Origin of the sequence: Natroniella acetigena (assembly GCF_023227745.1) — a bacterium.
Lineage (GTDB): Bacteria > Bacillota > Halanaerobiia > Halobacteroidales > Halobacteroidaceae > Natroniella > Natroniella acetigena.
On the sequence record NZ_JALKBX010000067.1, the window covers coordinates 1 to 12402 of the forward strand.

Below are 12402 nucleotides of genomic sequence, written 5' to 3' on the forward strand. Positions count from 1 at the left end.
ATTAAGTACCTTAACATATTTAATGCAATTCGGAGTATTAATGACAGCCCTTCAAGGCGTTACTCTCTCATTTGACTGTTTAAGTCCTTCAGTTCTAGTTATTATGAGTTGCCTCCATAATACTAGGCAATTCTTTTTAAATTGCAACAAGTCGCACATTCTCTACCATACCATTGAGCTTTATAGCTTAAATATTCAAGGAATTTAGACCAAGATACATCAGAAATACTTTTCATTAGTTTAGAATTTTTAAGCATATTCTTTACTTTTAAACTTTCAATTACACTAGAACACTTGAAATATTGAGTTCTATAAAATTGCTTATTAGTCTTCTTTACTTTAGGTAATTATTTAGCAAATTTAGAATATGACAAATATTTATTGTCTTTAGATCAAACTAGAAAGCGGTTAAATAAATAAAAGCACCTTTTAATAAGGTACCTTTTAATAATTTGAAGATTATTTTCCACACAAAATTATAAATACTCTTTCTATGTAGTTACTTGTTAAAATTATCCACCAAGCCATATAAAAATGGACCTAAGTTATCTCCTTCAATAAAATGTTGGTAATCACACCAATAATAGAAAAGAGATAAACTTATGCCCAATAGCAAATAAATTTAGTGTTGTCAACATCTATTCTTCTTTATCTTCAAAAACAGTCTGCCCATCTATTTCAGTTTGTAATGCCTTAAGGGATTGTTCTACTATTTCTCTACGAATTTTCTTCTCATTCTCAGGGTTCTCATCTGGATTTCCTAGTGGATGAGGAATGGCTACAGCTGGAACTATTCTATTAGCTCCAACAGTTGTAGAAATTGGAACTACTGTAGCTATGTGAACTACCGGTAACCCAGCTCTTTCTATCTCTTTCACCATCGTTGCACCGCAACGAGTACAAGTTCCTCAAGTAGAAGTTAAGATTACTGCCTGAACCCCATCATTAATTAATGTTTCAGCAATCTCTTGAGCAAAAACCTTAGAGCTTGCTACGGCAGTTCCATTACCAACAGTAGAGTAATAAATCTCATGTAACTCTCCAATTACTCCTTCAGATTCTAAGTCTTTTAGTACATCCACTGGAAGAACTCGATTAGGATCTTGATTAGCATAGACTGGGTCATAACCACCATGAGCAGTCTCACCCATCTCTGTAATCTTATACTCTCCATATTTAGAAGCACTTGAAGACTCCACTCGATCTGGATTTCCATCAGGAACAATACCTCCAGATGTAACTAAAGCTACTTTAGTATTAGCTAAATCTTCTATTGGATCAACCGGAGCTACTCGATCAAAGTTAGGCATTGGGTATTCAGTTTCAAATACTTCTCCATTAATCTTCTTAATTAACATTTCCACTGCTCTAGTAGAACCCCTTTTTTCTGTAAACATATTCTTTCGTAAGCCCCGTGGCATATATCCTTCTTCTTGTGGTCGACCCAATTTACCATCTTTTTTAACATAGCTCTTAATTAGCTTAACCATATTTGGAATTGCTTCTCTCATTCCAGCTGCAGAGTTGGATGTTTCAATCATATAAGCATAATTTCTATACATCTCATAACCTGGATTTTCAGGATACATAGCAGAAATTACTGGAATATCTAGTTCATCACAAGCTAACTCAGCTACACCACCACAAGCCATACCATAACGTCCAGCATTAAAAGCAGGACCTGCAAGTACTAAGTCTGGTTCTACCTCTTCTAATACCTCTTTAATCTCAGCTTTAGCATCTTCAGCATTCTCATTAAAGTAGTCATCTCCACAAATGATTGTCTTAACAATTTCACCACTATCCCCTAATCCTGCATTAATTCCATTACCAGGCCCTATTGGACCATCTTCAATTTGTGGTGATATATGCGCTTTCTCTTCTCCACCAATTTGACCAAAAAACTGATTTATATAATGTACTATACGTAAAGCCATTACTCCCCCCCTTTTTTTAATTCAGTACTCTCCGTACAAGTCTTATTAGACTTTCCGTAATAAAAACCATTTGCTAAATTTAAGCCTATCACTACAGTGCTTTGCAGATAACTAAGTTCTCTGCACCCCCGTCTAATTGACAGTTTACAATTGACAATTGACAATTAAATTCAAAATCATAAAACCACAAACACTAAACTCATCAATATTTACAAAGTATCCTACGACTAAATATTTTATCTTCCAATATTTTCTTTTAGCTGAGAAGACTCAATTTTAGTATTCTCTAGCAGTCAAGTTTCCAAAACCAAGCTCATTAGTAGCACCAATAATTGCTTGAATTTCAACTGTAATAGTACCATCTTCATTCAAGCTACCATCAAAGCCACCAGCAATAACATCAGCAAATTTTTGATGCCCAATTACTTTCTCCATACTAGGTAAAGTAACTGTTTGATTAGCATTTCCAGCAGTTACTACAGCATCCGCTTTAGGAGTAGCATCTGCTAACGATTGAGATAAACCATCTCTACCAGCATATTCATCAGTAGTTAATACTGTCTTAATACCTTTATCTTCTAATTTTGCACAATTCATAATCAAATCTGCATCAGGATTACCAAACCCTTCTTGAGATATAATCACTGCATCTAACCCAAGCTGCTCTGCCAATTTAACGACATAATTTGAAGATCTCTCTTTATCAGCTAATGTTACATTTTCATTAGTAATTATAACTCCCATAAAGTTATACTCTTCACCATGATGCTCATATAAATCCTTAATAATTGGATTATTCAAATGTACATAAGTAGTATTCTTATCACAAGCAGATACACAATTGCCACTTACAATTGCTCCATCCATTACTTCTGTTGGAGAAATCAAAGTTGGTAAGATCTGTTTAGCGTCAACTCCATATACATAAGTATCATGTAACAAACCTTGTGTCTGTAACATGTAAACATACCCTACTTTAAGTAAGTTAGGATATTCTGCAATAGCCTCGGGGAATGGCTTATGTTCAAATATTTCTACTTCATCAGGCTCTAATTCCTTAGCTGCTTCTCCAATATACTTTGCTGCTTTAAAACCTACCATTCTTGAAACTTCTTCATACTCAGACTGTGCTAAATCATTATCCACTTCACAAGTAACCACAATATTATTTAAGCTAGAAAAAGGAGTATAATCAGCACCAGGACCTGACATATCAATAATTCCTTCTTGAAAACCTACTATTTCACCTGTAGTTACAACTCCAACTCCCTTTAAAGCATGAGTTCTTCCTAAACCTACTATCTCTTCTCCTCCCAAAACTCCTGGGAAGATATCTCCTGGACCATCCACCTTAACTCTAGGCTCAATTACATCCTTAACTGGAATAATTCGAACACTATCTCCTGGCTTAGCTAGTTCAATATCTAAAGATTCAATTCTACTATCTTCAGATACCTCTTCAATTAACTTATCCTTATTAACAGTAAGTACTCCATCATTAACTTCAATTTTGTCTCCAAACTTAACATCATCAATTAATATTTTTCCTAATTCTAATTTCATTTCTCCCCCCCTTTTTATAACTTTAGTGCTCTCCCTACAAGTCTTCTTAGACTTTCCGTAATAAAAACCATTTGCTAAATTAAAACCTGTTATTACAATGGTTTTCACGAAAGGTCTTATTTTTTAAGACCCGTAGGAAATTCAAAATCATAAAACCACAAACACTTAAACCATCAATATTTACAAAGCATCCTACAACTAAATATTTTGCCTTCTAATATTTTCTTTTAACTGAGAATACTCGTTAAGTAACTTAATTAAATAGAATCAAGACCACTTTTAAGCAAAGTAAAATCTATAGTTTGATAATCAATTAATACAGACTTAGGATACTCTCTAAAAATATGGTTCTTTTTAAATTGCTCAACTTTTTTTATAGCAGACTCTATTATCTTTACCGCTTGATAGTCCAACATTTTTCTTTTAATATTATTTTGATCCTTCTTTAAAACAATAGACTTGTACGGACATTGTACTGGCTTTACACTTCCACTTAGTGGATGAGTTATTAGCTCATATCCTAAATGAATAAAATCCCTAGTCATAAACATGACTTCATCCAAAGTACTACAATACTCAACACTTAAATCTATACTTTTTTGGACTAACGGATTATTGGTTACTACTATATAGTCCATAGTATTCCCCCTTACACTCTATTAATACTCTTAATTTAAAGCATAGCCTCTCACGATCCTCCCCAAATTAAATCCTATTATTGCAACACTTGGCAGATATCTAAATCTTTCTGCACCCCATTTCAATTGATAATACAAGATGCACAATTAAAACCAATTAACACTTATAGGCTATAAAACAATTAGATTTTTTAATTTTCTAATGTTTTCTTTTAACTGAAAGTATTCTCTATATGAAATTCATACTTATATACAATAAGGACAGAGAAAGCCAATTTATTATATCAGCTCTCTCTGTCCCCAATAGATTAGTCCAAAGTTTGTCTTCTTAAGATCTTTTCGCCTGGGAGTTTGAAAAGCATATGCTTCTTTGCCCCTTCGGCACCCAACTATGAGTCTCTCCCTTAAGACTCCTCCAAAATGTCATTTGACACTCCCTGCCGATTCACTATCGTTGCTCAACGAAGATTCTTGATAGTTCGTTGACCACCTTCTAAACCAGCTTTACACTTGAAAGCCCCGGCTAAAAAGTCTAGCTTTCAATCTAATTTAGTAACAACGGTCGGTGTCAAGGCGACTTCTAACCTAGAAGACTTATTGATTGCTTCTAGTATACTTTTAAGTGCAATATCTTGAACATTTTACACGACAAAGGTTTAGTTGTCGCAACTCCATATATTCACTTGTACGAAAGTGGAGGATACAATTTCAAGGTTGTATCTTTACCACTTATTATTCTTATTATAACACAACTAACCTACAAAAATACAACGTAGGTTATGGAAAGAAATATTAATAAAGATGATGAATCCTATGCTAAAGCTGTAGCTCTTATTAGTGATAAAACAGAAGTTTTAGATAATATAGCACCTACCCAAAAGGGTAGATTTTTTATTTTAAGCAAAATCCTGCCTAAATCGTGACATTTGATCTAAAACATCCAAATTGATTCCTCTTAATTTATTCTAAAGTAAATATTAAAAATATAATCCATACAACCACCTCTACTTATTGTGTTTAAATATGGATTTTATTTAATTTATTGATTGACTTTGAAGATCTATATTAGAATTTATATCTGTACGCCACATCCCAATATCAGCAAAAGCATAGATAATAACTATAATAGGAACGAGAAAACTTATAAAAGTATAAGGGACAAACTCTAACCCAACACCTAAAATTCCTTGTAAATAAATAGCTACAACTCCCCAAGGCAAAGCAGCACAGCCTAATGTAGCAGCACTTTCTAATGTTCGAGATAAAACTGCTAAGTTCACATTCATCTTTTCAAAAGCTGGTTTAAAAGTTCTACCCGGGACTATTATAGAAACCATCATCTCACCAGAAGCAAGCAACATTAGATAAGAAGCAGCTAATACCGATAAAACTAGTCCTCGAGGAGTTTTTACATGTTCTAATAATTTATCTAAAATAGCCTTAAGCACACCTATTTTTTCTAAAATTCCTCCCATGGCTGTACTTGCTATAATCATAGCCACTGTAGACATCATCATTTCAATCCCACCATGAGTTAATAAATCATCAACTATTTCAACTCCTGTTTCTGAAACAAATCCTTCAGTTGAAACAACAAGTATAGAATTTAAATCTGCTCCCTGCGTTATCACAGCAAAAATAGCTCCCAAAAAGAAGCTTATCATTAATGTAATTAAAGCAGGAACTTTTAGATATGATAAAATTATAACAAAAACAGGAGGAACTAAAGTTAATAATGACAAATTAAAATTAGATTCTAAAGTTGTAAGTATCATTTCAATAGATTGCCAATCTGTTGTTCCAACAACTTCTACAGTTCCTAAAAGTGTGTATATTATTAAACAAATTATTGCTGCTGGAACTGTAACTAACAGCATAGAGCGAATATGATCAAACAATTTTGCTCCAGATATTGCTGAAGTTAGATTTGTAGAGTCAGATAAAGGAGATAATTTATCTCCAAACATAGCTCCAGATGTTATAGCTCCAGCAGCCATTCCTAATGGAACTCCTAATCCTTGTGCCACTCCAATTAACACAAGTCCCATAGTGGCAATTGTACCAAGTGAACTCCCAATAAAAACTGATGTTATACCACAAAGTAAAAAAGTAACAGGAAGATATATTTGAGGTGTCAGTAAATTTAAACCTAAATAAATTAAAGTTTGGACTGTTCCTCCTAGTATCCACACCCCTATAACCATTCCTATTGCTATTAAAATCAAACAAGCAATCATCCCATTTTGGATGCCCTCGATCATTCCACTTTGTATTTTCTCCCAGCTATAACCAAGATAAAGTGCAAAAAGTGCAGCAGTTATAGCTCCAAAAACAAGTGCTGATGGTAAAACTAATTCTGTTCTTATTGCTCCAATAATGACAAAAACAACCAAAAATAAACCAACAATAGCTTCTAAAAAAGATGGTTCTCTTTCACTTAAACTCTTTTTTTGATTCATTTTTTTCTCCTTTCATCTTCTTTGTTTATAGATAATTTCTGTACTAATTCATCTAAGAATTTTTCAAAAGAATCATCAACATTACTAATTAGATTTTCTTCTTCAACTATTTTTCTCTAATTTTTTATGTATAAACTCTAAATCTTTTTACGCATTCATTTGTTACCAGTCTGATCTAGGCCCTAATATTTTGTCCAAAATATTAGGGGGCGTAACAAATTTATACTTTAAATTGTCTTATTAACTCCTGTAACTCTTGAGCCATCTGTGCTAGCTCTTGTGATGAATTAGTAACTTCATCAGACATATTTTGTATATCATTACCAGCATTCTTAATTTCACTACTATTTTGGGCCAACCCATTAGTAGCATTTGCAGTCTGTTCTATTTGAACTGATGTTTCCTCTACTGAATTTTGAATTGCATCAAAAACTTGTCCTGTCTTTTCTACAATTTCCTGACCTTCTTTGGCTTTTTTATCTACTTTTTTAATCTTCTCAATTCCTTTTTTAGATTGGTTTTGGGTTCTAGTAACTAATTTAGTAATTTTATCTGTTGCCTCTCCAGTCTCTTCAGCTAACTGTCTTATCTCTTCTGCTACTACTGCAAAACCTTGACCATGTTCCCCTGCCCTTGCAGCTTCTATAGAGGCATTTAAAGCCAATAAATTAGTTTGTTCAGCTATACTTGTAATCATATCAACAATTTGTTCTATCTCCTCTGAGTTTTTATCTAAATTGTTAATTACTTTTACTGTTTTTTCAATTTCTTTATTTATTTCTCTAATACTATTTACAGTTTTATCGATATTTTCACTACCTATACTAGTCTGTGAATTAGCTTCTTGAGAAAAACTTGCTACCTGTTGGGCACTGGCTGAAATTTGTTGAATACTTACCGACATATTATCTATTAAATTATTGGTAGTCTCTATGGTTGCATTGCCTTCTTGGGCTGATGCTGATAACTCCTCGCTATAAGCTGACATATCTTCAGTTTTATCTGAAATGTTGGTTATTATTTTCTGCATAGATGAATTTATTTTATTAAAGGCTCGCTCTAATCTACCTATCTCATCTTTTCTTTCTAGCCACTCTTCTCTTACATTAGTAAAATCACCTTCTGCCATAGTTTCACAGTCTTTTACTATTAGTTTTAAAATATTACTGATATAATTACCAATCTTAAATCCAATAAATAATAAAACTAATAAAGCAATTACAAGCATAATAATTAAAGTGTTTCTAACATTAGTTATTGGTTGGTTTATGAAATCGTGTGGTACTCTAGTTACTAATTTCCAACCATTAGTTCCAGGAATTTCATGGTAGTAAGCATGGGTTCTTGCTCCATCTAATATATACTCTTCTCTTCCGTTTTCAGTAGCTAATATATCTTCTGCTATCTCTTTAGTTTCTTCTAGTTTTGTAATATTTGTTTCTAGTATTAAAGATTCATCAGGATGGGTTACTATTTCTCCTTCATTGTTTATTACATAAGAAAAAGAGTCTTCATGGTCTATTCCTAAACCAGCAATAAATTCAGTAAAGTTTTCTAAATTAATAGTTCCTCCCATAACCCCTATAGGCTCTTGATTACTCCAAATAGGAGCTGCAACCACTGTAATTAAATTACCTGTTGCTCTAGAGATAAAAGGGTCTGCTATAGCACTCTCTCCATCCATAGCCTTTAGATAATAATCTAAATCACTTACATCACCTGTTGATCCATCGGTTGCTTGAAAAAAACCATTGTTATCTGCAATGAATAAGATCTCATAAATATCTGAATATTGCTCATTTCTATTCTTTAAAAAATTTTCTGCCTGATTCCACTCTAAACTTTTAATCATTGGAGTAATAGCATAATCCTCTAGCTGAAATATTCTTTCTTGAAACCAATCGCCAATAAATTCAACATTCTCTTCAGTATTTTCCATAACAGTGTCATCAACTAGATTAAATATTCTGGTAGTGATAATAGAATTTGAAATGAATATAATTGCTGAAAATAAAATTATACTCACCCCAACTATAATGACCATAATTTTGTTTCCAATACTTCCTCTAATTTTTTCTTTTATAAGCATTTTAACACCTCACATTTAAGTTTTTAAGAATATTATTGGATAAATAAGTGAATAAAAATTATAAATAGAATTATAATAACAAATTCATTATTTGTTCCCTCCATTTGTATTAATACAATACTAACTAGTCAGGTATAACCTCCCTCTTTAATTAACTGCTTGTGAAGGTAGTTATAAGGTTATTAGTAACTATTATAAGATAGGAGAGTTAACAAATTAAATATATTAAATCTTTACAATCTTAAAAAGCTCGATATATTAATTATTTATTCATTATTAGTCAATAATCCTTTTATTTTTTGACAATCAAAAAATAAAGATGATTTATATAAAAAGAACCTCTTAAAAGACTTCTTAGTGAAAAATTGCTATAATAGTTAGCAAAAATGAGTAGTAAATCTTTTGATAATAGAGTAAATACTATTTTGATTATTTAATATAATGTTCATGCGACTGATTCTCATTTTTGGTTGTTTTCCTGGAATATAGAAATTAGTTTCTTTTATTTTAAAATCTTTTTATAAAAAACGGTGCAACACTAGTGAATATCTTAATAATTAAAATTAAAGTCTAAACCAAATAAAAACTCTTCTTCCTCATCATAAGCAGTATACAATTTAAAATCAAGTGGCTTTAAACCTAATAAATTTAAGTTGAATTCAACTCCTATACCTGATACCAATAATTCATTATTCCCTTCATAATCAAAGAATAAATAAGGCTTAACTTCTCTTAATTGTAAAAAATGTATTACATCAACAGTATTGACCAACCTATAATTATAACCAAACTCTAGTGAATATTGATTTTTTACATACTTGTCAGGTTTTAAACCACGATAAATAATTGGAGATTCTATGCTTAAGGTATCATTATAAACTAATTTAGAAGTTATAGTCCAACGTCGACTTGGATTGAAAGTCCCCTTTAAACTATGTAAAACTTTAAAAGACTCAATACTAGGTTCAATTAATAAATTACTCTCTCCTTGCAAAACAAATTCATCTGAAGAAAGATTAAATTTATTATCTAAATAATTAAAATCTTCATCCCTAAATGAAGCCCTACCTAACCCCCAAGTATAATTATCTGCATAATACTTGATACCTAATTTCCAATCAGTATTATCTAGTTCATCTTGTCCTCTAATAGTAGACTTTAAGTCGGTATTTTGACTTAATTTTTTCCACCTTAAGTCTAACTCTACACTCTCATTAATATTTTCTTGCACTAGAAATCTAGTATCCAAATGTTTTTGATTAAGTTCAAATCCAAATTGTGACTTATGATATTCACTTCTGAATAAATCCTGCTTAAAAGAAGACTGATCTCTACCATAATAAAATAAAGGTCTAAATCGCTGTTTATCAATCAATAGCCTATCATATTCAAGATCATTTAAAAGAAGCGAAAGATCTCGCTTATCTCTAGTCTTAGATTCTTGTAAAGAAATATTTTTCTTGCTTAAGCTCTTTTTAATATTTGAAATTTCTTCTTTAGTTGTTAAATAACCAATTTCAATTAATCTATCAGCTTTATCAAAATCAGTGAATGTATAACCACTTACATCTACTTCAATCAAAACATCTGCATAATCTTCAAGTATATTATCGGTATTTTCTTGCTGTACTAAATCCATAAACCTATTTATAGCTTTACTTGGAGAATCATAAACTAGATCATGACCTTTTTCAAATGAGATAGTACCAATTACAAAATCTGATCCCAAGGCTTTTGCCGCCTTAACAGGAGTTATCTCTACAATACCTGGATCAATAAGAAATCTATTGCCAAACTGATATGGAGGAAAATAATAAGGAATAGCATAAGAACTTTGAATTACCTCTGAAATGTTACCTGAAGTATGGATAAACTTTGTACCACTAGTTAAATCATAACTTAATAAAGCAGTAGGAATTACAGTTTTTTCTAACCTTCTATCAAAAGCTATCTCCTCTAAAAATTGATTAACCTTATAAGTAGTTAATAAAGATTCTCGAGTACCCAAATTTAAATCAAACATATTCTCAAAAGGAATTTCTGTAACTAACTCTTCAATTTGAGCAATAGAAAGCCCACTACCATACATCGTCCCCACAATCGATCCCATACTTGTACCTACAATTAAATCTATAGGAATACCTTTTTCTTCTAAAGCTTTAATTACCCCGATATTATAAAAAGCTTTAGCTCCACCCCCACTTAAAGCTAAACCTACACTAAAATCATCTTTTAAGCGAGGGTTATACTCTATAATATAATTTTCCCCTCCTTCTTTAACTAAAATTTCATTATCATTTAAATCATTTGCAAGTGCAGATATTTGAATTTTAAATAAAACAACTAATAATATTATTAAAACTATCTTTATTTTTGAACTAATTGCAATTCAACTCCCTTAATAAGTTCATCTCATCTCTAAATTTCTCTTTAAATTTTTAAAATCATCTTTTTTGTTATCCCTACGATAGTGCTTTGGCTTGTCCTTACACAGGCATCACCTACAAATAATCCTTTAACTGCATATTTTTGTCTTCAACAAGATAAGTTATCCCAAATCCACCTTGCCAAGTGTCTTTACAATTCTATATTTATATCCTATTAAAGTACCTGCTTTTAAATTCTTTGTTTGCCCTATTGATCTTTATTATAATTTACTGCAGATAAAAATGATGACAAGTCTATTAACTTATTTACCTTATAATTTCTTTTACTATTTATCTCTTTATAATTAAGAAATCTTATATATTCTTTGGTTGATACTTCATACTTTCCAGCGAGAAAACTATCCAATTTGACTTTATGTTCAAACTTCTTTTCCCCCATTAGGAAACTTCCACCTTCCACTTTAATCAATTCATTACCTGCAAAGATAAATAATCACTCCTGAATTTTTCACTTATAATTATCTATTATCTCTAAAATTTTATTAAATTTACTAAGGTAAATACCATAGCCAAAAGCAAAAACCAAAGATAAAAATCCACTATAATAATCTATAACTATTGCAAAAGCTATTATAAAAATAAACATAATTATAGTTCCGACTAAAAAAGAACTTCTAGACATAACAATTCTTTTGTTAGTTATACTCGAAGACATACATATATCCCAAATCTTTTTAGCTAAATCATAAAGAAAAAACTTCAAGATAATTGCTATAATAATTAAACCCCAAAGGAAAAACCCAATCATACCAAAAGCAGATCCAATTATACTAAAAATAACTCCTACAACATAAATTACAAAGATAGTTTTTAAAAAGCTAGGAAACTTTGAAGGAAAAGATTTAACTAATTTTATAAATATATTTAACATAAGTCTAACAACTTGGACAAAATTAATTAATCTTATAACTAACCTCTCTAAAATGGTTTTTTTAGATTCAGTTTCTTTCTTATTTTTGAAATTTGAAGAAATATTTTTAAATAATCCTATAACTGTATTTAATATGATTTTTAAAAAATTAACTACTTTTCTTCCATGACTTTTATTTGTTTTCTTTAAAGTTGCAGATAACATTGATTCTATTTCTTTATTTGTATATCCTTTATCTCTTCCTATCTCATATATTTCTTTCTCTTCTTGTTTTTTTAAAATTCCAGCAGTCAACTTAGATTTTATTATATTAGCTATGAATTTATCTTTTTTATTTTTATCTTTTTTATTTTTATCTTTTTTATTTTTATCTTTTTTATTTTTATCTTTTTTATTTT

General features: G+C 30.8%; 9 protein-coding genes, 1 pseudogene and 1 riboswitch. Of the genes and pseudogenes, 1 reads left to right on the forward strand and 9 read right to left on the reverse strand.

Going from position 1 to position 12402, the window contains the following annotated elements; genetic code table 11:
* Positions 1 to 158 precede the first annotated feature (158 nt).
* The 4 genes and pseudogenes from MWH25_RS11495 to MWH25_RS11510 all read right to left on the reverse strand — a co-directional run.
* Positions 159 to 284, reverse strand: a pseudogene (locus MWH25_RS11495) (IS200/IS605 family accessory protein TnpB-related protein); the annotation flags it as partial.
* A 354-nt stretch (positions 285 to 638) separates the two neighbouring features.
* Positions 639 to 1937 carry a glycine reductase complex selenoprotein B gene (grdB, locus tag MWH25_RS11500; protein ID WP_248627792.1) on the reverse strand — a complete coding sequence of 433 codons (1299 nt, stop codon included), beginning with the start codon at positions 1935 to 1937 and terminating at the stop codon, positions 639 to 641.
* Positions 1938 to 2213: 276 nt separating this feature from the next.
* A complete protein-coding gene (locus tag MWH25_RS11505) occupies positions 2214 to 3500 on the reverse strand; it encodes a glycine/sarcosine/betaine reductase component B subunit (RefSeq protein WP_248627793.1) in 1287 nt (428 codons plus the stop codon).
* Positions 3501 to 3757: 257 nt separating this feature from the next.
* Entirely contained in the window at positions 3758 to 4138 is a 381-nt protein-coding gene (locus MWH25_RS11510) for a GrdX family protein (RefSeq protein WP_248627794.1), read from the reverse strand.
* Positions 4139 to 4459: 321 nt separating this feature from the next.
* Positions 4460 to 4553, reverse strand: a riboswitch (glycine riboswitch).
* Positions 4554 to 4917: 364 nt separating this feature from the next.
* On the opposite strand from MWH25_RS11510, the gene MWH25_RS11515 reads away from it, so the two are divergent.
* Positions 4918 to 5061 (forward strand): hypothetical protein, encoded by a 144-nt coding sequence (locus tag MWH25_RS11515; protein WP_248627795.1) that lies wholly within the window; start codon positions 4918 to 4920, stop codon positions 5059 to 5061.
* A 111-nt stretch (positions 5062 to 5172) separates the two neighbouring features.
* On the opposite strand, the gene nhaC is transcribed toward MWH25_RS11515, so the two are convergent.
* From nhaC to MWH25_RS11540, 5 genes are all read right to left on the reverse strand, one after another.
* Positions 5173 to 6597 (reverse strand): Na+/H+ antiporter NhaC, encoded by a 1425-nt coding sequence (gene nhaC, locus MWH25_RS11520; protein ID WP_248627796.1) that lies wholly within the window; start codon positions 6595 to 6597, stop codon positions 5173 to 5175.
* A 220-nt stretch (positions 6598 to 6817) separates the two neighbouring features.
* Positions 6818 to 8641 (reverse strand): methyl-accepting chemotaxis protein, encoded by a 1824-nt coding sequence (locus tag MWH25_RS11525; RefSeq protein ID WP_248627797.1) that lies wholly within the window; start codon positions 8639 to 8641, stop codon positions 6818 to 6820.
* 595 nt (positions 8642 to 9236) lie between these two features.
* A complete protein-coding gene (locus tag MWH25_RS11530) occupies positions 9237 to 11075 on the reverse strand; it encodes a patatin-like phospholipase family protein (RefSeq protein ID WP_345947258.1) in 1839 nt (612 codons plus the stop codon).
* 245 nt (positions 11076 to 11320) lie between these two features.
* The gene (locus MWH25_RS11535) at positions 11321 to 11542 is read right to left on the reverse strand and encodes an SUMF1/EgtB/PvdO family nonheme iron enzyme (protein ID WP_282706958.1); all 222 of its coding nucleotides are present in this window, start codon (positions 11540 to 11542) and stop codon (positions 11321 to 11323) included.
* A 39-nt stretch (positions 11543 to 11581) separates the two neighbouring features.
* Positions 11582 to 12402 (reverse strand): hypothetical protein (locus MWH25_RS11540; RefSeq protein ID WP_248627799.1); only part of this gene is annotated, 821 nt, incomplete at its 5' end.